Origin of the sequence: Pedobacter sp. (genome assembly GCF_035317785.1) — a bacterium.
In the GTDB taxonomy this organism is placed as follows: domain Bacteria; phylum Bacteroidota; class Bacteroidia; order Sphingobacteriales; family Sphingobacteriaceae; genus Pedobacter.
In genome coordinates, this window is record NZ_DATHGC010000273.1 from 1 (window position 1) to 23363 (window position 23363).

Consider the following 23363-nt stretch of genomic DNA (forward strand, 5'->3'; position numbering starts at 1 on the left):
TTTTGCATGTTCTTTATTGTTTTTTATTTTAACATCAGATGGCTAAACGGGATTCTGCTTTCCATACGTTTTACGCGCAGGTATAAGAAATTCTACAGTATTCTGGCAAGGTATAAAAAGAGAGAGCTTCTGAAAATTTTATTGTTTTGCCTGGCCAGATATGCGGTCTTCAGTACCCAGTATTTTATATTGTTCCACTGGTTAATCCCCGAGATTCACTATCTGGACATCCTGATGATGGTGAGTATATTGTTTTTTGTCCAATCGACCCTACCCTCTCTTGATCTTTTTGATATAGGTGTAAGAAGTGTAACGGCCTCTTATTTTTTTAGTTCGGTGACGACTCAGGATGTGGCGGTCATTGCATGTACAGCCAGTATCTGGCTGGTAAATATTATAATTCCTGCTATATTAGGCACTTATTTCGTTTCTAAACTCAATTTTTTTGGAAATCTTCAGCGTAGTTAGTTTTATAGCCTGTTTTTTGACGGTCTTATACGTAATAGTTGTGCTTGCATTTGTAAGAGGCTGGTATAAGCTCAGCAATTTTAAGCCTGGCTTAAAAGGGGGCCGAACAGCTGTTTCAATAATAGTAGCTGCGCGTAATGAAGAAAATAACATCTCAAAAACATTGGATGACTTGCTTGCGCAAAGCTACAATAAAGGACTGACGGAGATCATTTTTATAGATGACCATTCCACAGACCGCACTGCCGAAATTATCGGGTCATATAGTGGACATGGTGTTAAGCTGATCAGTCTCAATGAAGACAAAGCATTAAATTCCTATAAAAAGAAAGCAATTCAGACCGCGATCGGACAGTCCAATGGCAAATTGATCATTACGACGGATGCAGATTGCAGGATGGGTCCGCGGTGGCTGCAAACCATCGTCTCGTTTTATGAAGAAAAACAGCACAAAATGATCTCCTCTCCGGTGACATTTTTTGAAGAAAAGAATTTTTTTGAAAAAGCGCAGTCTCTGGAGTTTTTATACCTGATCGGGCTGGGCGCCTCCACTATAGGAAATAAAAAACCTTCGACTTGCAATGGAGCTAATCTAGCCTACGAAAAAGAAGCGTTTTATGAGGTTGGAGGATTTAAGGGTATAGACGACCTCGCATCGGGAGACGATGAGCTGCTGCTGCATAAAATTGCCGCCCGGTTTGACAACAATATTGGTTTTTTAAAGAACGAAGATGCAATAGTGTTTACACACGCCAAGTCGACACTTAAGGAATTCATCCAGCAAAGGAAACGCTGGGCTTCCAAAAGCACACGTTATAAAAATAAGTCGATTATTGTTCTGGGCATATGTATCTGGGCATTTAATCTAACCATTCTTATAAACATTGGTGCCGGGTTATTTAATGACTTTTACCTGAAGCTTGCACTTGTACAGCTGTTCACCAAGATGCTTGTTGAGCTGATATTTTTAAAAGGCGTGACGGGTTTTGCGGGGAGAACAAAGCTGTTGATATTATTGCCTGTGCTAAATATATTGCACATTATATATATTGTATACATTGGGATTGCAGGTAACTCCGGAAAATACAACTGGAAAGACAGAATGGTAAAATAGAGGTATGAATAACAGTCCTTCACAAAAGATATGGAAAAGGTTTAAAGCAAATAAGCTTGCTTTTGGCGGGTTGCTGTTTATTTTGCTGTTGCTGCTTGCGGGAGTCTTAGGCTATCTGATCATTCCGGACCAGACACCTTATGCAAATACCATGCATTTGCAGCTCACCAATAAGAAGCCGGGAAGAACATTTCAATTTCTGATCATCAGCAGGAATGAAAATATAAAAGAAACCGGCTTTTTAGAAAAAATGCTGTACGGACAGGAAGCCAATTTTAAAAGCATTCCCGTAACTTCCTACAGGGAGAAAAGGAATATAGTGTATGCCCGGGAGTATATAGGTGATGATGAACAGGCCGAAGAAACCGCTTACCCACTGGTAAATGGTGCAAACAGGTACAGCCGGACCTTTTGGATGGGTACAGATATTTATGGCAGGGATTTGTTTAGCCGGCTGGTTTTGGGCATTCGTGTGTCGCTGTCGGTCGGGTTAATAGCCGTCTTGATCTCTCTGCTCATAGGGGTCAGCCTGGGTGCTTTGGCAGGATATTTTGGAGGAAAAACTGACGCTGCGATCAGCTGGTTTATGAACGTAATCTGGTCGCTGCCTTCTCTTTTGCTGGTCATTGCCATATCTTTTGCGCTTGGAAAAGGCTTCTGGCAGATATTTATAGCAGTGGGTTTATCGACCTGGGTGGACGTAGCGAGATTGGTGCGCGGGCAAGTGATGGCCTTAAAAGAAGTCGAGTTTGTAGAAGCCTCAAAGGCGCTTGGATATTCTACTTCGAGAACCATCATCAAACATATTTTACCTAACATAGCAGGGCCCATACTGGTTGTGGCATCGGCCAACTTTGCGTCTGCTATACTCCTGGAAACAGGGCTTAGCTTTTTAGGATTTGGCGCTCAGCCACCTATGCCGAGCTGGGGAGGTATGATTAAGGAACATTACGGATATATTGTCATGGACGCCGCATACCTTGCTGTATTACCCGGACTGGCAATTATGCTCACTGTGTATGCGTTTAATTTATTGGCGATAGGTTTGAGAGATGCTTTTGATGTCAAGTCTCAAAATATTTCTGTTTAGCCTTGCTTTAATATAATGATTAACTTTGCTGCCGTATGCTGCTAAACTGTTATCAAACTGAATTTTTGGAAGCCGGCTGTGATGAAGCAGGTCGGGGCTGTCTCGCAGGACCTGTTTTTGCGGCAGCTGTGATATTGCCTCCTGATTTTGTAGCGGGGGAGCTGACGGACTCTAAAAAGCTTACCTACAAGCAGCGCAGTACGCTGAGGCTGATCATAGAAAAAGAAGCAATAGCTTGGGCAGTAGCAGAAGTCGACAATATTGAAATTGACAGGATCAATATATTGAACGCGTCTTTTTTGGCGATGCACCGTGCAGTAGAGAAGCTAAGTATACAGCCGCAATATTTAAGCATTGATGGAAACCGCTTTAAAGCCTATCCGAATATTCCTCATTCCTGCATTATCAAGGGTGACGGCAAATACCTCAATATAGCAGCGGCCTCTGTTTTGGCAAAAACCCACCGTGACGAGTTCATGGAAACGCTGTCCGGTCAATACCCTCACTATCAATGGCACCAAAATAAAGGCTACCCCACAATAATACACAGAACAGCGGCGCTGGAGCATGGATTGTCACCTTTTCACCGCAAAACCTTTTCAATTACCAACCCTCAATTAACGCTGTTTTCGGAAACTGAAGCATAATTAGTATTTTCACAGTATTGAAAACATTAATTATTACAAGCAGAGTTCCTTTCCCGGTAAATAGCGGGTATCCCATCGTAGTTTACAATACTATGAAGGGATTGCTGCGGCTTGGTGTTGACATTACCTTGTTTAGCATTAACCCCAGCAAGCACAGGGTGGATGTTGATGACATTTATGACCCGGTATTTGACAATATTAAATTTTACTCGTTCAGTCTGGATACAGAAGTGAACATCTGGGGCGCTTTTTTTAATATATTCTCCAACCAGTCCTATAACGTTTCCCGTTACTATGACGATGAAGCGGCAAAGCTCCTGGAAGAGGTGCTTAAAGAGAACGAATTTGACATCATTCAGTTTGAAGGCCTGTTTATCGTTCCTTACCTGGATATTGTGAAGGCGAACAGCAAAGCCAAAATTATATACAGGGCGCACAATATTGAATTTGATGTTTGGGAACGCATCGCAATGACCGAAAGCTTTACACCCAGGAGAAGGTATCTTCAGTTCCTGGCCCGCAGGCTGAAGGTTTATGAAACAGAACAGATCAACCGTTTCCATCAGATCTTTGCCATCAGTGAACAGGACAGACAGAGTATCGTACGGTTTGGCGGTCAGGCCAGTATAGAAGTTTTTCCTGTGGCTTTGGACTTTGACAAATATGTAAGTGATGCTTCAAAAACAAGTTTTCCGACCCTGTTCCATTTAGGAGCTATGGACTGGCGTCCGAATAAAGAGGGATTGGAGTGGTTTTTAGACGAAATATGGCCCGATATCGAGAAGCTGAGCAGTGAATTGCGCTTTTACATTGCAGGCAAAAATATGCAGCGGGAATTCTTTGAATACGATTCGGAGAATCTTGTTGTAGAAGGGGAGGTTTTCGATGCTGTCGAATTTATCAATTCAAAAGCCATTATGATCGTACCGCTGCTTTCTGGAAGCGGGATGCGTGTTAAGATCATTGAAGGAATGGCCATGAGCAAATGCATCATCGCCACAAGTATGGCAGCCGAGGGTATCAAATGCATGCACGACAAGGATATTCTGATCGCTGATACTGCCGATGAGTTTTACAGGGCAATACTCAAGTGCATCACAAATCCAAATAAGTGGCGCGAGATAGGAGAGAATGCCAGGAGAACGGTCGAAAGGGACCACGACATTTCATCCATTTCCCAAAGAATGCTCAATATCTATCAGAAATTACTTAGTGCATAAATTTTATGTACTTTTGCCCACGTTTTTACAGACCGACAATATGAAGAATACCGCATTAACAGAAAAACACTTTTCGCTGGGCGCTAAAATGGTGCCATTCGCAGGTTATAATATGCCTGTTCAATACGAAGGCATAAATGCAGAACATGCAACAGTAAGAAATGGTGTTGGTGTATTTGATGTAAGCCACATGGGCGAATTTATCCTGAAAGGGGAAAATGCTCTGGACCTGATCCAGCGTGTGACCAGCAATGATGCATCAAAATTATACGACGGTAAAGTGCAGTATTCTTGTCTTCCAAATGAAGAGGGCGGGATAGTAGACGATCTGCTGGTCTACCGCATAGATGAAAAGACCTATATGCTGGTCGTAAATGCTTCTAATATAGAAAAAGACTGGAACTGGATCCAGCGATATAACACCAATGGAGTGGAGATGCACAACATTTCTGACAAAACCTCATTGCTCGCGATACAAGGCCCCAAAGCCGCAGAAGCATTACAAACCTTAACCGGAGTTGATCTCGCTTCTATGGAGTATTACAGCTTCGTAAAAGGCAAGTTTGCCGGTATTGATAATGTGGTGATATCTGCTACAGGTTATACCGGTGCCGGCGGATTTGAAATTTATTTTGACAATGAACATGCGGTTGCTATATGGGACGCTATATTTTCCGCAGGTTCGTCCTTAGGCATCAAACCTATAGGTTTAGGCGCCCGTGATACTTTACGTTTGGAGATGGGATTTTGCCTGTATGGCAATGACATCGACGATACGACATCACCTATTGAGGCCGGCCTGGGATGGATTACCAAGTTCAGTAAGAAATTTACCAATTCAGAAGCCTTGCTTGCGCAAAAAGAAGCTGGTATAAAAAAGAAGCTGGTAGGTTTTGAGATGGTCGAAAGAGGCATCCCCCGTAACGATTATGAGATCGTTGATGCGGAAGGAAATGGCATAGGGAAAGTAACTTCCGGTACCCAGTCACCTTCTTTACAGAAAGCGATCGGTATGGGCTATGTTGCAAAAGGATTTGACAAAGAAGGAACGGAGCTGTACATCAATATCCGCAATACAAAGATCAAAGCCAGAGTTGTTAAATTTCCTTTCTACAAATAATAGCATTCCATAAGCTGCCCATGCACAAGCGTATAGAAGTTTGTTTAACTCCGGCGTTGCTCCACCTCTATGACATCAGCAATAGCATTGTGGTCGTTATAGATGTGCTGAGGGCTACCTCATCTATGGTCTATGGAATCGACAACGGTGCCACTGCGATCATACCTGTTGCTCATGTCGAGGATTGTCTGGCCTATTTCGGTAAAGGATTTTTGCTGGCTGCAGAACGCGACGGATCTGTGGTCGAGGGTTATGATTTTGGCAATTCTCCGTTTTCGTATACTAAGGAAAAGGTAGCCGGTAAAACGGTAGTGCTGACTACGACAAATGGCACAAAAGCGCTGCACATGGCGAGAGAAGCGGCAAATCAGGTGGTGATCGGTTCTTTTCTGAATTTACAGGCTTTGTGCGACTGGCTTAAAGTACAGGATAAAAGTGTGCTGCTCCTTTGCGCGGGCTGGAAGGATCAGTTTAACCTCGAGGACACATTATTCGCAGGAGCTGTAGTTGCTGAACTGAGGAAGGACTTTACCCATTTCGATGATTCTTCAGTTGCAGCAGAAGACCTGTATCAGCTTGCGAGAAATGACCTGAGGACCTACATCCGCAAATCTTCACACAGTTACAGGCTGGCACTGCTTAATATAGAAGAGGATGTGAGGTTCTGTTTGCAGCTAAACATCTGCAAGTCTATACCAGTACTTGAAGGGGACGCACTGGTCGCATTAAACCTGAATCCCTGATTTTATCCGGCTAATTAGATTTAGGTTTATATTTGGAAAGGTTCAGGATCTTTTGGGAGTCCCTTTCTCCCATTAACTGAGCCAGTGTTACTTCTTTGTTTTCCTGCATGTATTTTCTTACGATCTGCCATCCGGTCCAAACACCAAGTTTAGGTGCTGATTCAGTCCTTTCTCCCAATCCGGGTGTAAAAGGGCCATCGCTCAACAGCACTTGTATTGCCTGATAGTCGGTTTCAAACAGCAGGTTGCTCTGCAGGTAATAGCCCCAGATGTCACCTTCAAAATGCTTGCACCAATCCAGTTGTTTGGTGGTGTATCCAATCTTTACAGAATCAGGAACATCATCCGGCAGCACCTGGTCCATGAAATAGAGGACCTTTCCGTTATGGATCATTTTCGCAAGCAGTGTCCGGTCTTCATCTCTTTCCGGAAACAGGTCTTCACGGATATAAGTTTCTGCAACGCGGGGCACCAGGTATTCCGGCGCAAAACGACGTGACAGATAAGTGGGGACACTTCGTACTATGGCTTTATAAAATTTACTGTCCTTGCCCAGAAACATATCCAGACCTATACCCAGGTAATCATCACCAACGGGAGTTTGTACTGCAAAACCTGAAACAAAATAAATGAAGCGGGGCACTTTAGCCTGAGGGTAATAATATTTAATGTATTTGAAGGTCTGACTGATCTGTTTGTCGAAAGGTGAAAGATCTTTGAACACACTGTCCACCTCCTTTTGCAGATCTGAATAGGCCTGGTCTTTATACATCATTTCGGCAATTTTCAGGGTGGTGTATTCCGGGGTGCCAACCATTCTGTGCGCAAAATCCTCATAGAACTTCCCGTATTTTATATTCAGCAACGAATCGGTTAGCTTAAGGGCGATAGATTTTCCCGCATAGAGATCTTTGTCAAATCTTTCAGTTTTGACCTCAAGATGTATATCACTAACATCGGGTTTAGTATTTTGCCGGCAGGAAACCAGTAAAACAGACTGCAAAAAAAAAGCGATCACAAACAGAAAAAATAGATAGCTTTGACGGAATTTTACGTTGTGTATCATTAGAAACAAATATATGAAAAGAACTTTTATCGGGCTGCTGCTTTCGTTTTTTGCCGGTAGCGTATTCGGTCAGGATGCCGGACGTTCTTATGGTTTTAGGCTGGGGCTAACTGCACATCCGAATTTCGGATGGGTAAAGCCTCAGGTTGGTAAAAGCAATAGTGTGGCTCTGGGTTTTGCCTATGGCCTGCTTGCCGATTTTAATTTTACGGAGAATTATAGCTTTTCAACCGGACTGACGATTACGACCATCAATGGTAAAAGTACGGAGGTGATGACCATGCCTTCACTTTCCTCTCAGTTCCCCGATCCCAATCCTACACAGGTTCCGGTAGAGCTCAAGTATAAATTGCAGTATATTGAGTTGCCGCTTACACTCAAGCTAAGGACAGTAAAGATTGGCCAGGTCCGCTGGTACGGGCAGTTTGGACTTTCTAATGACTTCAACATAGGAGCCAGGCAAGATGGAGACCTGTCAGGGAAATCTGATTACAGGGACCTGAACGTCTCGGACGACATTAAATTTTACAGGGCCGGTCTTCTTCTGGGCGCAGGCGGTGAGTTTGACCTGAATGGCCAGACCAGCATTACTGCCGGACTGACCTTCAACAACGGGTTTACCGACATCACCACTGATAAAGATACCAGTGTACGCAACCACTACCTCGGCATAAATTTTGGTGTTTTCTTTTAACTGAACTTTTTACTAATGAAAATTGCACTTGCTCAGCTCAATTACCACATCGGAAATTTTGAATTTAATACTCAAAAGATCATAGACAATATTCGGCTGGCGAAAGATCAGGGCGCTGACCTGGTGGTGTTTGCTGAACTGGCCATCTGCGGTTATCCGCCACGTGATTTTCTTGAATTCGAAGAATTCGTTGATTTGTGTGAAGATGCTGCACAAAAGATCGCAGAACAATGTCAGGACATTGCATGCATAGTCGGACTGCCTGTAAAGAATACTGTGCTGGCAGGAAAAGACCTGTACAATGCCGCTTATTTCATCGAAAATGGCGAAGTCAAATCCATCGTAAAAAAGGCATTGCTGCCCAACTATGACGTGTTTGATGAATACCGCTATTTTGAGCCGGCTACTCAGTTTGAATGCATAGCATTTAAGGGGCAGAAAATCGCACTGACGATCTGTGAGGACCTTTGGAACATCAACAACAATCCGCTGTATGTTTCCAATCCAATGGATGAACTGATCCGCCAGCAGCCTGATCTCATGATCAACATCGCGGCTTCGCCATTTTCTTATTTGCACGACGAAGAAAGAGTGGTCGTCCTGGCGGATAATGCCAGGAAATACCAATTGCCTTTGCTGTATGTAAACCAGGTCGGCGCGCAGACCGAGATTATCTTTGACGGTGGATCACTGGTGTTTGATAAGTCCGGAAATGTGCTTGATGAAATGCCTTATTTCAAGGAAGAACTGCGTATTTATGAAATAGCAGGAAACACCATAACGGGATATGCTCCTATATCTCGCCCTCATGTTCCGGATATAGAACAGATTCACGATGCGCTGATACTGGGCATTAAAGATTATTTTTCAAAATCCGGCTTTACCAAAGCGGTATTGGGCTTGTCAGGAGGGATAGATTCAGCAGTCGTATGTGCATTGGCCTGCCGGGCGCTGGGCCCTGAGAATGTCATGGCCGTATTGATGCCATCTAAATATTCATCAGATCACTCCATAAAAGACGCTTTAGACCTGGTCGAAAACTTTGGCTGTAAGCATCAGATCATTGCGATAAAAGAAGTTGCAGACGCATTTGACCATATTATGGCTCCTGCTTTTAGCGGGCAACCCTTTAACCTTACTGAAGAGAATATCCAGGCCCGGTGCAGGGGTGTCATTGTAATGGCGATGTCCAATAAGTTTGGTTACATTTTGCTGAATACTTCCAATAAAAGTGAATGCGCTGTAGGATATGGTACGCTCTATGGCGACATGTGCGGCGCCATTGGCGTGATCGGCGATGTCTACAAGACCCAGGTATACCAACTGGCCGGTTACATCAACAAAGATCAGGAGATCATCCCGCTGAACTCCATCGTTAAACCGCCTTCGGCGGAACTCAGACCCGGACAAAAAGATTCAGATTCCCTTCCGGAGTATGATGAACTGGACAAGATCTTATTTCAGTATATTGAACAAAAACAAAGCTCAACGGCTATCATAGCGATGGGATTTGATGAGGCATTGGTAAGACGCGTCATCAAAATGGTGAACACGGCGGAGTTTAAACGTTACCAGACCCCACCGATCTTGAGGGTTTCCCCCAAAGCATTTGGCATGGGCCGAAGAATGCCTATAGTGGGAAAGTATTTGTCCTAAAACCGTTTCTTAACCTGCATGCCTGTTTTGATCTTATGATATGGAATGATCAATGCAAGCAGAATACCCAGAACAGACAGGATCATCGGAATGAAATCGCCATGCTTTACGTAAAAAGTAAGCTCGTCATTCAGATTGATATCTGCCTTGAGCGCGTCCCTCGTCCACCATTTACTCTGCTGTAAAATGTCTCCTTTTTGATCAATGAAACAGGAAATGCCGGTATTGGCCGACCTGACCACATAACGGCGCGTTTCGATCGCACGCAGTTTTGCATAGAGCAGATGCTGGTCCTTGCCCGAAGTATTGCCCCACCAGCCGTCATTGGTAATGATGGCGATGAACTGTGCGCCGTTCTTAACGGCGGTCCCGATCCAGCCGCCCCATAAGGATTCATAGCAAACCACCGGAGCTGCGCCAATACCACTGTAAGAATAAAACACTCCCGGCTGTTTTTGCGAGCCATAGCCGCCCACCGAACCTCCAAATCCTTCAAAGACAGGCCCCAATACAGAAAGTGCGGCAGGGAAAGGCATTTTTTCTACACCGGGCACTAATTTAGACTTGTGGTAAAACTGTACATTAGCCGAGTTCTCTATTTGTATTGCGGCATTAAAGACATCTATATAAGTGCTGTTGTCGTATTTTCTGGCAGACGGGCTTTGCTTACCACTATAGAACTTTCTACTCTCTATGCCACTAATAATGCTTCCGTTCTTGTACTTTTCCAGAAAATGCTGTGCAGTCAGAAACTCAGAATTGCTTCGGATCCTGTCTTCGTCTGCATAATTTGGAATCGCTGTTTCCGGCCATATAAAATATTCGGTGTTCGGCTGCGCAACGGAGTCTGAAAGCCGGGTTAACATATTAAGCTGCTGAGCGGAGGAAAGACTGCCGAATTTATCATAAGGATCTATATTTGGCTGAACGGTCACTACATTCACGGGCACCTTTTTTTCAGTATACCGATAGTATATGCCCAAGGACAGGCCGGCAGGAAGAATAATGAATAGCACCCAGACCAGCGAATACCTGAACCTGCTGTGTGCCGGCAGCTTTTGTTTGAAACTTTTATAAGCTTCGAATGCAAGAATATTACTGACCAGGATCCATACGGAGCCTCCATATACCCCTGTGTATTCATACCATTGCACAATCTGATGCATGCCCGAAAGACCATTACCAAGTGTCATCCAGGGGAAAGCGAGTTCCCAGGTTTGATGCAGGAATTCCATAGCCACATAAAAGCAGATCAACCCGAGGTAAGCGAGGTATTTATTGACTACCAGGTTCAGCCTGTAATACAGCCAAAATGCAAAAGTCATCAGCAAGGCCCCAAGCCCAAAAGGGATGAGCGACACAAAGAAGGCGGGAACCGGATCATTTACAGCACTAATGGCATTGTATACCCAATAGATGCTGGCCGTGTTCCAGATCAGGAAAGTCAATCCGGCGGTCAGAAACACACGCCTGCCTTTTTTTACAAGGTCACCCTCTTGTATTCGCGCTAATGCGATCAGCAGCGGGACAAGTCCAATCAGCAATAATAGTGTGGTATAAGGAATGGGCGGCCAGGCCAGCCAGAGGATAAACGCACTGGTTAAAGCAAGAAGAGCGGTGTTTTTAGAAGATTTCATCAAGCAATGCTATAAGCTGTCCAAAATATCAGCCTTCTTCGCCTCGTATTCCTCCTGGGTGATCAGGTGTTTGTCGTACAATGTTTTGAGCTTCCTTAATTTCAGCGTAGTCTCATCTTCAGGCTCTTCCACCGGTGCAGGACGAACAAAAGGCTTTTCTTCAACAGGTTCTGCAGACAGGGTATTCACCGTTACCGGAGAAGTTGAAGAACGTCTTTCATCGAGATCTTCCAGTCTTTGCTGTTCCTTAAAGTCTTCCAATTGTTCATACGCAGCCTGGTAGAGTTTGCGCGCCTGCACTTTTGGAATGTATTCCGTGATGATGTTCTCTCCGTGCAGCGGTACGCAAATAAATTTAGAGCCAAATATTTCCTCTTTGAAAGAAACTTCCTTGATGCTCTTCCAGGAAATGTCTTTGAAGTTCATGGTGAAGCCAAGATTGCCCGGGGTGCAATAAAATATGCGTTTTGTACTCACCGCAATGCAGTCCGGTAACAGGTTTACAGCCGGCCGCTTTTGTACAGCAAGGTAGATCAGTTCCTCGCTCGCTGTCAGCATATCATTCAGCTTGCCCAAAACCTTTTCTACAGCTTTCGGATCTTGTTCATCACTTAAAAATCTATCTATTAAATTCATGTTGTCTCTTTTATCTTGTTTATCAAAAACTGCACCCAATTAATCCCGGTCGTATTTTGTTTTCTTTTTTACCTCTTCAGCTCCGGCAATACAAATTACGAATTCCCCCTTTAATATATTGTTTTCAAAATGTGATTTTATCTCTGTCAAAGTGCCTCTAACCGTTTCTTCGTACAACTTGGTGAGTTCCCGGCTAACGGAGGCCTGTCTGTCGGGGCCCATGTACTGTACAAATTCTTCCAGTGTCTTCAGCAAACGGTGCGGACTTTCGTACAGGACAATGGTTCTCTCTTCTTCAGCCAGCTTTTTAAATCTGGTCTGCCGGCCCTTCTTTACCGGGAGGAATCCTTCAAATACAAAACTGTCGGAAGGCAGTCCGGAGTTGACGAGTGCGGGGACAAATGCTGTGGCCCCAGGAAGGCATTCCACCTGGAGATCGTTCTTTATCGCTTCTCTGACCAGGAAGAACCCGGGATCAGAGATTGCCGGGGTTCCAGCATCAGAGATCAGCGCTACATTTTTACCCTCCTTCAAAAATTTGATGATCTCCGATGTAGCCTGATGCTCGTTATGCTGATGGTGTGAATACGCCTTTTTGTCAATGCCAAAGTGTTTAAGCATGGGCGCACTGGTACGTGTATCCTCGGCCAGGATCACATCAGCCTCCTTCAGTATGCGGATCGCTCTAAAGGTCATGTCCTCCAGGTTGCCTATGGGCGTTGGTACAAGAAATAGTTTGCCTTCCATATTATTCAGTGTCCGATTGCCAAGCTGGGTTCGCAATGACGAGTTAAGTTCTTATCTTTGTGCAAAAAATAAAATAATGCTGCAAGTTAATTATATCCGCGAAAATAGAGAGAAAGTTTTAGAGCGACTGAGTGTACGTCATTTTAAACAAACCGAACTGGTTGATGAGATCATCAAAACTGATGAAGAACGCAGACAGGTTCAAACCTCCCTGGATAATCTTTCAGCAATAGCCAATGCCAGCGCCAAACAGATCGGTGAACTGATGCGCAATGGCCAAAAAGAACAGGCGGAGGCGCTTAAAGCTGAAGCCACCAACAGTAAAGAACAACATAAAAAGCTGTCAGATCAGCTGGCAAATAGTGAGACCCAACTGCATAACCTTATTGTACAATTGCCAAATCTGCCCCATGACCTGGTAAAGACAGGAAGCACGGCCGAGGAGAACGAAACGGTTTATACAGACGGAAAGCCAGCCGAATTGCCGGCTAATGCATTGCCGCACTGGGAACTTACCGCCAAATATGACATCATTGATTTTGAGCTGGGTACAAAGATCACCGGTGCAGGATTTCCTGTTTACAAAGGTAAGGGAGCAAAGCTGCAAAGGGCCCTGATCAATTTCTTTTTGGATCATGCCACAGCAGCGGGATACAGGGAAATGCAGGTGCCGCATCTGGTCAACGAGGCATCCGGATTTGGCACAGGCCAGCTGCCGGACAAAGAAGGGCAGATGTACCATGCAGGCATAGACAACCTGTACCTCATTCCTACTGCAGAAGTTCCGGTGACCAATCTTTACAGAGACGTGATCCTGAAGGAAGAAGAGCTGCCCATCAAAAACACAGCTTATACCGCATGCTTTCGGCGAGAGGCGGGATCTTATGGCGCGCATGTAAGGGGCCTAAACAGATTGCATCAATTTGATAAAGTAGAAGTGGTGCAAATTGTGCATCCGGATCAGTCCTATGAAGTGCTCGAGCAAATGAGTGCTTACGTTCAGTCCCTGCTGCAGGAACTTGGATTGCATTACCGTGTATTGCGTTTGTGCGGCGGCGATATGGGCTTTACCGCGGCTATGACTTATGATATGGAAGTATGGAGTGCAGCCCAGCAACGCTGGCTGGAAGTATCTTCTGTTTCTAATTTTGAGACTTACCAGAGCAACAGGCTTAAACTAAGGTTCAAGGGGGCGGCTGGCAAAACACAGCTGGCGCATACGCTAAACGGAAGTGCCCTGGCATTGCCGCGCATAGTAGCGTCTATTTTGGAAAATAACCAGACCGATAAAGGAATTAAGATTCCTGAGGCACTGGTCAAGTACACGGGCTTCGAATATATCGATTAAAAAAAGCCCCGGTTCATCACCGGGGCTTTTCGTTTTTAATAAGTAGATGGATTATATAGGTAGTTAATATTAAAGTATCAGGATCAGCAGCAAAATGATGATAATGATCGCTCCAACAGAAAGATAAACACCGCCACCCATTGCACGGGCTTCCTGTTTTAAATTTTTCAATTCGCTTTTTAAAGCTTTCTTCTCATCTCTGGATAATTCTGACTTATCCATGGCTTTGATCTCTTCCACGCGGTCAGTAATTCTTTTCAGCTGAATCTTCTGTTCAGCAGTCATTTCAGTTTTAACCTTGTCAGCATTACCTGCGGCAGAAACTGTATTTGCACTGATAGTAAGCGCAAAAATAAGTGTTAAAGAGTAAATTAATTTTTTCATGATGTTTTAGTTTTGTTTTTAATTGCCATGAAGCTTGCTTCGCAGGTTTCATGATGTTTTGATTTAGTTTTTTTTCAATGAAGCTTGCTTCGCAGGTCTCCTATTCAAGTTTTTGATCAGAACTGTAATAACAAAAAACCTACCAAAGCTATTTGATAGGTTTTTTAAATGTTTTTGAATTAAAACTGTCTACTCTTGTAGTCACTGACCGTTATTTGATCTCAAAAACTACATTCATTACGTAGTTTAATTTGATCTTTTTGAAATCAATGTCGGGAGCGGCTGCACCGGCCATGTCGGCACTTTCAGCCTTCATCATTACGTTCGAAGTACGATACATGGCCTGAGGATAAACCTGATTTTCGATCTCCTGAATGTCTATCGCGCTGCCCAGTTTGTCGCCCAGTGCCTCAACGAGGTAAGTTGCTTTAGCTTTGGCGGCCTGCAATGCCTGAATCTTCAGCTCTTTTTTAAGGCTTGTGATTTTGGAGTAATCGTAGCTCTCGATGTTGGTAGAAGCTATTCCTTTAGGATCAACCGCGCCAATGATGTCATTGAACTTATTGAGGTCAGAAACCTTAAGGCGATACTGCTTGCTGGCCAGAAAATCCGGGTTTTTCTTTTTCTCGGTAGCCCATGAAAAGCTCGACAGGTTGTTGATCGTCAGATTTTCCTTGTCAACACCGGCCTTTTGTATTGCAGCATAGAGCTGGTTTTCCAACGTATTGATGTCTACTTTTTTCTTACTATTGTTGTCTTTAAGATATTCCTTAAGTGAGATGCTGATATAAATGATATCCGGCGTAATCTCAGTCTCCGCCGATCCGCTTACATTGATCTTCCTGCGTAAATCTACTTGTTGGGCCAGGGCACTTACACTAAATAAGGCAACAAAGGCAAGGGTCATTAACTTTTTCATAATAAATATTCTTTTGTGTATTTGAAAGATAGATGTAAATATCATACCAATTCCACAAACAGCATATAAATAAAGTGAAGGTTAATCTTCAACTACCTCATTATTAGGTCCTATTTCTTCTTTACTTTCTTCTTTAAAATAAGATTTCTGGAAGATCAGAATAATCACTACGCCAACAGAAATGGCCGCATCAGCAATGTTAAATACAGGTCTGAAAAATATATAATCTTCACCCCCCCATATGGGAACCCAGCCCGGGAATACACCTTCCAGCAGCGGAAAATAGAACATATCTACCACCCGGCCGTGGAACAAACCTGCGTAGCCGTAGATCACCCCATACAATACGGAGTCAATGATGTTTCCTAACGCCCCTGCAAATATCAGGGCAACATTTAAGATCAGTCCTCTATGGTATTTCTTCTGGATCAGGTAGTGCAGTCCATAACCGATCCCCGCAACAGCAGCGATCCTGAACAAAGACAAGGCCAGCTTACCAAATTCACCGCCAAACTCAAGACCAAAAGCCATTCCATTGTTCTCCGTAAAATGGATGATGAACCAGTTTCCGAAAATCTTAAATTCCTGACCGATATACATATTGGTCTTGATCCAGGTCTTCAGAACCTGATCAGCCAGCAACACCAGGAAGATAATGAGTAAAGGTTTTGTATATCCCTTCATTACGACTGCTTCAGCTTAGCTTCCATACTCAATGTAGCATGAGGTACCGCACGCAAACGTTCCTTTTGGATCAACTTGCCGGTTTCCCTGCAAATGCCATAGGTCTTGTTTTCGATACGAACCAATGCCGCTTCAAGATTTTCGATAAACTTTTTCTGACGTGCAGCCAGCTGGTTTAATTGTTCTTTTTCAAGTGTAGCAGAACCATCCTCGAGCGTTTTATATGTTCCTGAAGTATCTTCTGTACCATTAGAATTTGGACTGCTCAACGAGCGTGAAAGGTCCAGAAATTCTTCTCTTGCCATACGCAGCTTATCCTGGATCAATTCTTTGAATTCCTGAAGTTCACTATCCGAGTACCGGGTTTTTGTAGCTTTTTCCATAATATTTATTGTTGTGCAATCAAAATTTGTAGTTCAACATCATCGATTACTATTTTGTTTCCGTTATCTAAAGATTCTGTTAATTTAATATCATCCGCTAAGATTTCCGCGCAAATGTAACGCTTATTTTTCTCCACAGCCCCGGTTATCAAATTATGGTTCTGTAAAGTCACTGTAATTCTGTCCGTCACTTCAAAGGTGAGCTCTTTCCTTAAGTTCTGGATTCTGTTGATCAGTTCGCGTGAGAGTCCTTCCTGCTTCAGTTCCTCAGTTATGGTCACATCCAGCGCTACCGTCAGACTGCCCATACTGGTCACCTGCCATCCGGGAATGTCTTCAGCCATGATTTCTACATCCTCAGGAAGGATACTGAATCTGCCATCAAGCACCTGGATCTGGCCTTCGCCTTCCAGTTTAGCGATGTCATTCTGGTTAAATTCTGAAATGGCCTGTGCGACAGCTTTCATGTCTTTTCCTACCTTTTGTCCCAATGCCTTAAAGTTCGGTCTGATCTTTTTGGTGATGAAATCTGCGGTATCTGTAATGTACTCAATATCCCGCACATTGGTTTCCGATAAGATCAGTTCTTTGACCAGCTCTACCCGTTCTGCAAACTTACTGTCCAGCACAGGGATCAGGATCTTGGTTAACGGCTGGCGTACATTGATACTGGTCTTTTTTCTCAGGGACAATACCATTGAGGAGATGTCCTGTGCCAGACGCATGCGCTCATTCAGCTCATTGTCTATCAGAGAAGCATCAACAGGGGCAAGTATGGTCAGGTGTACAGATTCAAATTTGTTTCCAGCATCCCCGGCAGTCAGGTTCTGGAACAGCCAGTCTGCAAAGAATGGCGCAATAGGGGACATCAGCTGTGCAATGCTGGTCAGACAGGCATATAAAGTCTCATATGCCGCTTTCTTATCCGCAGTCATTTCTCCTTTCCAGAAGCGGCGGCGCGATAAGCGGATGTACCAGTTGCTCAGATGTTCATCCACAAAAGCCTGAATGGCCCTTGCAGCCCTGGTTGGCTCATAAGCCGCATAGCTTTCATCCACTTCGGCTATTAAGTTTTGCAGCAGCGATAAGATCCACCTGTCCAGTTCACTGCGTTCAGCAACCGGGGTCAGGTTATTGTGGTCTATTTCAAACTTGTCGATGTTTGCATACAAAGCAAAGAATGCATAGGTGTTGTATAGCGTACCGAAGAATTTACGGCGTACTTCAGCTATCCCTTCAATGTCAAACTTGAGGTTGTCCCATGGGTTTGCATTGGAGATCATGTACCAGCGGGTGGCGTCCGGGCCGTACTCCTCCAGGGTCTTGAACGGATCGGCTGCATTTCCAAGACGCTTGGACATCTTTTGCCCGTTCTTATCCAGTACAAGTCCGTTGGAAACCACATTTTTATAAGCAATCTTATCAAATACCAATGCCCCAATGGCATGTAAAGTATAAAACCACCCACGGGTCTGGTCTACACCCTCAGCTATAAAATCAGCGGGGAAATCTTTGTTCTCATCGATCTTATCCTTGTTCTCAAAAGGATAGTGCCATTGTGCATAAGGCATGGCCCCGGAATCAAACCAAACGTCGATCAGGTCGCTTTCACGGCTCATTGCTTTTCCTGACGGAGAAACCAGCACAATCCCGTCTACCACATTTTTATGCAGGTCAACCAGGTCATAATTGGCTTCCGACATGTTTCCGATCTCAAATCCTTTAAAGGGATTTTCCTTCATCAGGCCGACTTCAATTGATTTTTCAATTGCGTTGTACAGTTCTTCCACAGAGCCGATCAGCACTTCTTCTTTCTTATCTTCAGTTCTCCAGATCGGCAGCGGAATCCCCCAATACCTTGACCTGGACAAGTTCCAGTCATTCGCGTTTTTCAGCCAGTTTCCAAAACGGCCTTCTCCTGTAGATTTTGGCTTCCAGTTGATGGTCTCGTTCAGGTCAAACATCCTGTCCTTGATGTCCGTTACCTTGATGAACCAGGAATCCAGCGGATAATATAAAAGCGGCTCGTCAGTTCTCCAGCTGTGCGGGTAACTGTGCACATATTTCTCTACTTTAAAAGCTTTATTTTCTTCTTTCAGGCGAATAGCGATCTCTACATCTACAGATTTCTCCGGAGCCTCACCTTCATCATAATATTCGTTCTTAACGTATTTTCCTGCCAGGTCACCCAGGTGTGCCGTGAATTTTCCCTGCAAGTCCACCAGCGGAACCGGAGATCCGTTTTCATCCAGTACCAGCATCGGCGGTACTTCGGGAATAGTTTCCTTCGCGACCTTAGCATCATCAGCACCAAAAGTGGGGGCAGTGTGCACGATACCTGTTCCGTCTTCTGTCGTTACAAAATCTCCGGAAATCACACGGAAAGCATTTTCCGGATTCTGGTAAGGCAGTACATAAGGCAAAAGCTGCTCGTATTTAATGCCAACCAGATCAGCGCCTTTGCATTCGGTAAGGATCTGGTAAGGAATCTTCTTATCGCCTGCTGCGAAGCTGCTGAAATCCTCAGCTTCCGCAGATTCAAAATAAACTTTGTTAAACTGTTTTCCGACAAGGTTTTTTGCCAGGATCACATTTACAGGAAGGAAAGTATATTGATTAAAAGTTTTTACCAGCACATAGTTGATCTTAGGACCTACGGTCAGTGCTGTATTGGAAGGCAGCGTCCATGGCGTAGTGGTCCAGGCCATCAAATGAATGTCGCCAAAACCCTGTAAAAATGCAGGCAGTGTTTCGGGCAAAGATCTGAACTGCGCCACAATGGTCGTGTCCGTTACATCCCGGTATGCGCCGGGCTGGTTGACCTCATGAGAGCTGAGTCCTGTACCCGCCTTTGGAGAATAAGGCTGGATGGTATAACCTTTATACAACAATCCCTTATCGTAGATCTGCTTTAACAGCCACCATACCGACTCCATGTATTTCGACTTGTAGGTAATGTACGGATCGGCCATATCTACCCAATAGCCCATTTTTTCGGTCAGGTCGTTCCACACATCGGTATAACGCATGACGGTCTTTTTACAGGCTTCGTTGTATTCTTCTATGGAAATGGTTTTGCCGATGTCTTCCTTGGTGATGCCCAGCTCTTTTTCAGTGCCCAGCTCCACAGGAAGACCATGGGTATCCCATCCGGCTTTTCGTTTTACCTGAAATCCTTTGATGGTTTTATAGCGGCAGAAAATGTCTTTAATAGCACGGGCCATAACATGATGGATCCCGGGCATTCCGTTTGCGGAAGGCGGGCCCTCATAAAAAGTAAACGGGTTCGATTTTGACCGGGTAGAAATGCTTTTCTCAAAAATGTTTTCCGCTTTCCAGAACTCAAGTATCTCTTTCCCTATTTTAGCCAGTTCTAATTGTTTAAATTCCCTATACATCAATCAAGTATCTCCAAAAATTAAGGATGCAAAGTTAAGGTATTTGATTGAGAAATCGAAGTATGCGACAAACTGTTTTACAGATTGGCTAATACAGTTTTGCAGAAGTACTAATCAAATGCAACCTGTTCAGGGCCAGAGATTTTTTCGATGTGGCAGGCGCATTTGCCGCCGGAAACTTTTAGAATTGCCGTTTTGGTCTGATTGGTGGCTTCAAGGGTGCCAGAGACCTTAATGTCGTCTCCTTCCTCTGACAGTTTTTTAACATAATTGTCATCCACCACCACATAAGTACCTGCTACGAGCGTCAGGCTTGCTATGCCGGAAGTTTTAATGGTATCGCCTGTTCTTTGGTTTACCGCGCTGTAATTTTTGATACCTACACCAACACCATCTTTATTGGTAAAGCTGAAGGTCACCATTGCAAAATTCTCTGTACAGATTAAAGAAGGACAGTCTGAATTGTTCGTTTTATCGCAGGCGGTGAACAGCACTGCACAAAGGAATATCAAAGCGGTTTTATACATGGTTATTTAGATTTAATGCTAATACGTATTAAACCTTAAAAACGCTACAAAAAGATTTGTTTGCTGCTGATGGTGTTTCCAGGCAGCGGGATGGATGTAACCCTAACAACATCCATCCCATTCCCGGAACTTCTCCCTCACTGTTCTCTCTCGCTCCCTCTAATTTTCACCCTCATTTTCTATAAAAATTCCTCCCCGGACATATCAGTTAATGCAAAAGGCAAGCCAATTAAAAAAATGTCGCTTAATTACATAGAATGACGGTATGGGGAAATTGCGTAGTGTATCAAATTCATCAATGTGTTGACATAACGCCCCTTAAAAATCAAACAATAATCATTACATTAACATTTGTTTAAACATTTCTGATATGATCAATACTATTTTACCCAAGCCCTTCCTTTTTTTACTGCTGATATTGATTTGTGCAGAGACCAGGGCAGTGCCTGTTCCCCCCGCAGCTGTTGCTTATACAGCAGACATTATCATTTACGGCGGAACTTCTGCGGCTGTAACCGCTGCTGTAAGGGCAGCTAAAGACGGTAAACAAGTGATCATTGTATCCCCTGACCGGCACCTGGGCGGTTTGTCATCTGGCGGGCTGGGCTTTACGGACACAGGCAATAAAGAAGTGATCGGCGGCTTGTCCAGGGAGTTTTATCACCGGGTTTATATGCATTATCAGCAGCAGGATGCCTGGATGTGGCAAAAGAAAGAAGAATACGGAAATAAGGGACAGGGAACACCTGCCATGGATGGCAAGGAACGTACCATGTGGATCTTTGAACCTCATGTTGCCGAACAGATCATGGAGGACTTTATAAAGGAAAATAAGATCACCGTCTATAGAAAGGAGTGGCTGAACAGGAAGAACGGCGTAGTCATGAAAAAGGGCCGGATTTTGTCGATCAGGACGATGAGCGGAAAAATTTATACCGGTAAAATGTTTATTGACGCCACTTATGAAGGAGACCTGATGGCCGCGGCCCGTGTAAGTTATCACATAGGACGGGAAGCCAGTGCGGTATATGGTGAAGAGTGGAATGGCATTCAAACAGGAGTATTTCAGCACGGGCATCATTTTAAAAAGGAGGTCGATCCATACAAAATTCCCGGAAATCCGGCAAGCGGCCTGCTTGCAGATATTTCTGCTGAGAAACCGGGCATTAATGGTTCAGGCGACAACAAGCTTCAGGCCTATTGTTTCAGGATGTGCCTGACCAATCATCCCGATAACCGTATTGCTTTTCCTAAGCCTGATGGCTACGATCCACTAAATTATGAACTGCTGGCCAGGGTATTTCAAAGCGGTTGGAATGAGCTTTTTGATAAATTTGATGACATCCCTAACCGAAAAACAGACACCAATAATCATGGCCCTTTCAGTACAGATTATATCGGAATGAACTATGATTATCCTGAAGCCTCTTACGCACAGCGCAAGAAGATGATCAAAGCACATGAAGACTATCAGAAAGGCCTGTATTATTTTATGATCACAGACCCAAGGGTGCCTGCGAACCTGCAAAACCGCTTAAAGACCTGGGGACTTTCCAAAGATGAATTTAAAGACAACGGCAACTGGCCGCACCAGCTTTACATCAGAGAGGCCAGGAGAATGGTCAGCGATTATGTAATGACTGAAAATGAGGTGCTGGGCAAAAAAGAAGTACCTAAGCCTATTGGAATGGGCTCTTATTCCCTGGATTCACACAACACCCAGCGTTATGTAACAGATAAAGGATTTGTGCAGAATGAAGGAGACATCGGGGTGAAGGCTCCGGTACCTTACAGTATCGGATACGGCGCCATTGTTCCTAAAAAATCTGAATGCAAAAACCTGCTGGTCCCGGTCTGTTTGTCGAGCTCACATATTGCTTATGGCTCGGCGAGGATGGAGCCGGTGTTTATGATCCTTGGGGAATCTGCTGCAGCTGCTGCTGTACTGGCCATCGATGATCAGGTTGCGGTTCAGGATGTGAGCTATGAAAAGCTGGAGCAGGTCTTATTGAAGGAAAACCAGAAATTGCGGTTTGGTAAATAAGTGGATAGCTGTGTTGTCGTGGTCCTGATTAAATGACCAACTTGAAGCTTTTTGTTCAGGACGAGTCAGGTCAGGCAGCAATAGAATTCGCTGTGATTATTTGGCATGCTGGGTTAATCCGGCATCAAAATGACTAAACTTTAGTGCCGCGACGGCTGTTTAGCAATAAATACTCATTCCATGAGCCTTCAGAAATACAAGGGAAAACACGATTTTACTAAAAAAGATAAATCGGTACGCTCGGAAAAGACCATTGAGCAGGCGGAAAAAAGCAGCGCAAAGAAAGGCGCCGCTAAAGTTGTCGCAGCCAATTTCGAGCAGGACACGATAACTGAAAAACCGCGGGAACTGGGCTCGGACATCAAAGCCTTGTTAAAAAAAGGAACGAAGTCAAAGGTCCCCATAGGGATGAAGCCTATGCTGGCCACACTGGTAGATAAGCCATTTGATGATCCGGAATGGGTATATGAAGTCAAATGGGATGGCTACCGCGCTCTGGGCTTTTGCCTGAAGAATGGCGATGTGCAGTTGCTTTCGCGCAACAACAAGCAGTTCAATGAAAAATTCTATCCCATTTTCCAGATGCTGCAAACCTGGAAAAAAGACATTGTAGTAGATGGAGAGATCCTTGTGATCAATGAAAAAGGCATATCGAAATTTGGCGACCTCCAGAACTGGCGTAGTGAGGCGGACGGGGAACTGGTTTATTACGTGTTTGATCTGATCTGGTACGAGGGAAAGGACTTAACGGAACTACCCTTAGCCGAGCGGCAGGCGATCCTGGAAGTGGTATTGCCACAGGATGATGACTGTGTGAGACTCAGCAAAGTTTTTAAAG

Annotated in this window: 20 protein-coding genes and 2 pseudogenes; 12 read left to right on the top strand and 10 right to left on the bottom strand. The window is 44.3% G+C overall.

Going from position 1 to position 23363, the window contains the following annotated elements:
- The 7 genes and pseudogenes from VK541_RS16870 to VK541_RS16900 form a co-directional block, all read left to right on the top strand.
- A pseudogene (locus VK541_RS16870) lies at window positions 1-468 on the top strand (hypothetical protein); the annotation flags it as partial.
- A complete protein-coding gene (locus VK541_RS16875) occupies window positions 446-1582 on the top strand; it encodes a glycosyltransferase family 2 protein (RefSeq protein ID WP_324371507.1) in 1137 nt (378 codons plus the stop codon). The pseudogene VK541_RS16870 and the gene VK541_RS16875, both read left to right, overlap by 23 nt.
- A gap of 4 nt (window positions 1583-1586) precedes the next feature.
- On the top strand, window positions 1587-2672 hold the full coding sequence (locus VK541_RS16880; protein WP_324371508.1) for an ABC transporter permease: 1086 nt from the start codon (window positions 1587-1589) through the stop codon (window positions 2670-2672).
- A 35-nt stretch (window positions 2673-2707) separates the two neighbouring features.
- Window positions 2708-3319, top strand: a complete 612-nt coding sequence (locus tag VK541_RS16885; RefSeq protein ID WP_324371509.1) for a ribonuclease HII — start codon at window positions 2708-2710, stop codon at window positions 3317-3319.
- Between the two features lie 17 nt (window positions 3320-3336).
- A complete protein-coding gene (locus tag VK541_RS16890) occupies window positions 3337-4539 on the top strand; it encodes a glycosyltransferase family 4 protein (protein ID WP_324371510.1) in 1203 nt (400 codons plus the stop codon).
- A 40-nt stretch (window positions 4540-4579) separates the two neighbouring features.
- Complete coding sequence (gene gcvT / locus VK541_RS16895) at window positions 4580-5659, top strand: glycine cleavage system aminomethyltransferase GcvT (protein ID WP_324371511.1); 1080 nt, start codon at window positions 4580-4582, stop codon at window positions 5657-5659.
- A gap of 20 nt (window positions 5660-5679) precedes the next feature.
- Window positions 5680-6402: a 2-phosphosulfolactate phosphatase gene (locus VK541_RS16900; protein WP_324371512.1), complete on the top strand. Its 723-nt coding sequence runs from the start codon at window positions 5680-5682 to the stop codon at window positions 6400-6402.
- 10 nt (window positions 6403-6412) lie between these two features.
- Here the strand turns inward: VK541_RS16900 and gldB are convergent, their stop codons facing one another.
- A complete protein-coding gene (gldB, locus tag VK541_RS16905; protein WP_324371513.1) occupies window positions 6413-7468 on the bottom strand; it encodes a gliding motility lipoprotein GldB in 1056 nt (351 codons plus the stop codon).
- A gap of 13 nt (window positions 7469-7481) precedes the next feature.
- Here gldB and VK541_RS16910 point away from each other — a divergent pair, with 13 nt between their 5' ends.
- Both VK541_RS16910 and VK541_RS16915 read left to right on the top strand, forming a co-directional pair.
- Window positions 7482-8162, top strand: a complete 681-nt coding sequence (locus VK541_RS16910) for a porin family protein (RefSeq protein WP_324371514.1) — start codon at window positions 7482-7484, stop codon at window positions 8160-8162.
- A gap of 15 nt (window positions 8163-8177) precedes the next feature.
- On the top strand, window positions 8178-9818 hold the full coding sequence (locus VK541_RS16915; protein WP_324371515.1) for an NAD+ synthase: 1641 nt from the start codon (window positions 8178-8180) through the stop codon (window positions 9816-9818).
- Here the strand turns inward: VK541_RS16915 and lnt are convergent.
- The 3 genes from lnt to rsmI are packed head-to-tail and all read right to left on the bottom strand — an operon-like array spanning window position 9815 to window position 12838.
- Window positions 9815-11455: an apolipoprotein N-acyltransferase gene (lnt, locus tag VK541_RS16920; protein ID WP_324371516.1), complete on the bottom strand. Its 1641-nt coding sequence runs from the start codon at window positions 11453-11455 to the stop codon at window positions 9815-9817. The genes VK541_RS16915 and lnt overlap by 4 nt on opposite strands.
- A 9-nt stretch (window positions 11456-11464) precedes the next feature.
- Window positions 11465-12091 (bottom strand): PH domain-containing protein, encoded by a 627-nt coding sequence (locus tag VK541_RS16925; RefSeq protein WP_324371517.1) that lies wholly within the window; start codon window positions 12089-12091, stop codon window positions 11465-11467.
- A gap of 39 nt (window positions 12092-12130) precedes the next feature.
- A complete protein-coding gene (gene rsmI, locus VK541_RS16930; RefSeq protein WP_324371518.1) occupies window positions 12131-12838 on the bottom strand; it encodes a 16S rRNA (cytidine(1402)-2'-O)-methyltransferase in 708 nt (235 codons plus the stop codon).
- A gap of 76 nt (window positions 12839-12914) precedes the next feature.
- On the opposite strand from rsmI, the gene serS reads away from it, so the two are divergent.
- The gene (gene serS, locus VK541_RS16935) at window positions 12915-14186 is read left to right on the top strand and encodes a serine--tRNA ligase (protein WP_324371520.1); all 1272 of its coding nucleotides are present in this window, start codon (window positions 12915-12917) and stop codon (window positions 14184-14186) included.
- A gap of 69 nt (window positions 14187-14255) precedes the next feature.
- On the opposite strand, the gene VK541_RS16940 is transcribed toward serS, so the two are convergent.
- The 6 genes from VK541_RS16940 to VK541_RS16965 all read right to left on the bottom strand — a co-directional run bounded on the left by VK541_RS16940 (window position 14256) and on the right by VK541_RS16965 (window position 20481).
- Window positions 14256-14570 carry a hypothetical protein gene (locus VK541_RS16940; RefSeq protein ID WP_324371521.1) on the bottom strand — a complete coding sequence of 105 codons (315 nt, stop codon included), beginning with the start codon at window positions 14568-14570 and terminating at the stop codon, window positions 14256-14258.
- Between the two features lie 211 nt (window positions 14571-14781).
- Window positions 14782-15489 carry an SIMPL domain-containing protein gene (locus VK541_RS16945; RefSeq protein ID WP_324371522.1) on the bottom strand — a complete coding sequence of 236 codons (708 nt, stop codon included), beginning with the start codon at window positions 15487-15489 and terminating at the stop codon, window positions 14782-14784.
- An 81-nt stretch (window positions 15490-15570) separates the two neighbouring features.
- Complete coding sequence (locus VK541_RS16950; protein ID WP_324371524.1) at window positions 15571-16173, bottom strand: lipoprotein signal peptidase; 603 nt, start codon at window positions 16171-16173, stop codon at window positions 15571-15573.
- A complete protein-coding gene (locus tag VK541_RS16955; RefSeq protein ID WP_285059310.1) occupies window positions 16173-16556 on the bottom strand; it encodes a TraR/DksA family transcriptional regulator in 384 nt (127 codons plus the stop codon). The genes VK541_RS16950 and VK541_RS16955 overlap by 1 nt, the downstream gene beginning before the upstream one ends.
- 5 nt (window positions 16557-16561) lie before the next feature.
- Complete coding sequence (gene ileS / locus VK541_RS16960; RefSeq protein ID WP_324371526.1) at window positions 16562-19954, bottom strand: isoleucine--tRNA ligase; 3393 nt, start codon at window positions 19952-19954, stop codon at window positions 16562-16564.
- Between the two features lie 110 nt (window positions 19955-20064).
- Entirely contained in the window at window positions 20065-20481 is a 417-nt protein-coding gene (locus VK541_RS16965; protein WP_324371527.1) for a hypothetical protein, read from the bottom strand.
- A gap of 370 nt (window positions 20482-20851) precedes the next feature.
- Here VK541_RS16965 and VK541_RS16970 point away from each other — a divergent pair, with 370 nt between their 5' ends.
- Together VK541_RS16970 and VK541_RS16975 are read left to right on the top strand one after the other, a co-directional pair.
- Entirely contained in the window at window positions 20852-22525 is a 1674-nt protein-coding gene (locus tag VK541_RS16970; protein WP_324371528.1) for an FAD-dependent oxidoreductase, read from the top strand.
- Window positions 22526-22705: 180 nt separating this feature from the next.
- Window positions 22706-23363: pseudogene (locus VK541_RS16975) on the top strand (DNA ligase); the annotation flags it as partial.

Coding starts and splice junctions, on each gene's coding strand:
- VK541_RS16880 (WP_324371508.1), top strand. CDS start 1,587: ATGAATAACAGTCCTTCACAAAAGATATGGAAAAGGTTTAAAGCAAAT.
- VK541_RS16885 (WP_324371509.1), top strand. CDS start 2,708: ATGCTGCTAAACTGTTATCAAACTGAATTTTTGGAAGCCGGCTGTGAT.
- gcvT (WP_324371511.1), top strand. CDS start 4,580: ATGAAGAATACCGCATTAACAGAAAAACACTTTTCGCTGGGCGCTAAA.
- VK541_RS16900 (WP_324371512.1), top strand. CDS start 5,680: ATGCACAAGCGTATAGAAGTTTGTTTAACTCCGGCGTTGCTCCACCTC.
- gldB (WP_324371513.1), bottom strand. CDS start 7,468: ATGATACACAACGTAAAATTCCGTCAAAGCTATCTATTTTTTCTGTTT.
- VK541_RS16910 (WP_324371514.1), top strand. CDS start 7,482: ATGAAAAGAACTTTTATCGGGCTGCTGCTTTCGTTTTTTGCCGGTAGC.
- VK541_RS16915 (WP_324371515.1), top strand. CDS start 8,178: ATGAAAATTGCACTTGCTCAGCTCAATTACCACATCGGAAATTTTGAA.
- lnt (WP_324371516.1), bottom strand. CDS start 11,455: ATGAAATCTTCTAAAAACACCGCTCTTCTTGCTTTAACCAGTGCGTTT.
- VK541_RS16925 (WP_324371517.1), bottom strand. CDS start 12,091: ATGAATTTAATAGATAGATTTTTAAGTGATGAACAAGATCCGAAAGCT.
- rsmI (WP_324371518.1), bottom strand. CDS start 12,838: ATGGAAGGCAAACTATTTCTTGTACCAACGCCCATAGGCAACCTGGAG.
- serS (WP_324371520.1), top strand. CDS start 12,915: ATGCTGCAAGTTAATTATATCCGCGAAAATAGAGAGAAAGTTTTAGAG.
- VK541_RS16940 (WP_324371521.1), bottom strand. CDS start 14,570: ATGAAAAAATTAATTTACTCTTTAACACTTATTTTTGCGCTTACTATC.
- VK541_RS16945 (WP_324371522.1), bottom strand. CDS start 15,489: ATGAAAAAGTTAATGACCCTTGCCTTTGTTGCCTTATTTAGTGTAAGT.
- VK541_RS16950 (WP_324371524.1), bottom strand. CDS start 16,173: ATGAAGGGATATACAAAACCTTTACTCATTATCTTCCTGGTGTTGCTG.
- VK541_RS16955 (WP_285059310.1), bottom strand. CDS start 16,556: ATGGAAAAAGCTACAAAAACCCGGTACTCGGATAGTGAACTTCAGGAA.
- ileS (WP_324371526.1), bottom strand. CDS start 19,954: ATGTATAGGGAATTTAAACAATTAGAACTGGCTAAAATAGGGAAAGAG.
- VK541_RS16965 (WP_324371527.1), bottom strand. CDS start 20,481: ATGTATAAAACCGCTTTGATATTCCTTTGTGCAGTGCTGTTCACCGCC.
- VK541_RS16970 (WP_324371528.1), top strand. CDS start 20,852: ATGATCAATACTATTTTACCCAAGCCCTTCCTTTTTTTACTGCTGATA.